This window comes from Vibrio sp. D173a (assembly GCF_030248475.1).
The window spans coordinates 1-608 of sequence record NZ_JAHGAH010000374.1; the positions used below are offsets into that span (position 1 = coordinate 1).

General features: G+C 50.2%; 1 pseudogene. It reads left to right on the plus strand.

Annotation, left to right across the window (positions count from 1 at the left end):
• Positions 1–186: 186 nt before the first annotated feature.
• A pseudogene (locus KIV40_RS25930) lies at positions 187–608 on the plus strand (peptidase); the annotation flags it as partial.

The window sequence follows — 608 nt, forward strand, 5'->3', positions numbered from 1 at the left end:
ACAAGCAACATGGCGCGTTGGGTCCAAATTATGGTCGTTCATTGGCTGTCGTGTCGATGTTACGATAAGAGAGCGTGAGGATGGACTCATGATTGCAACGCGAACCTTGCTTGTGATGGTGGCTTATATGGTAGCCGCGAATGTGTTTATGCTCATCGCCTTTGGCGCATAGTGGAGAGAAGAGAAATGTGGCGAAAATCGATAGCAAGCTTGTTATTGCTAGTGTTGTTTGGATGTGGCGGAGAAGGGGATAACGCCTCCACCGCCACCGGTAATGGTAATGTTCTGGCGCCTTTAGTCAGGGATACCTTTAACCAGTTGTCAATAGCGGATGGTCAAACACAAGTGTCTTTGAAAGAATCGGTGGCTGACCCGCAAGGATTGCCGGTGACACTGGAGTCGGTGACGGTGAGTCATTCTGATTGTCCAGCGCCCACGAGCATCAATCGAGAGCAACTCAGCTTTACGGTCGAAGCGAATGGGCCCGACATGTGTTTTTATGATTATACGGTCAAAAACCATCCCAAAGAGATCGAGCACGCGAAGTCTGCGAGTGCGCAAAGCAATGTGATGATAAACTTGACCTCAGACCCCGCGCAGTTGCCACC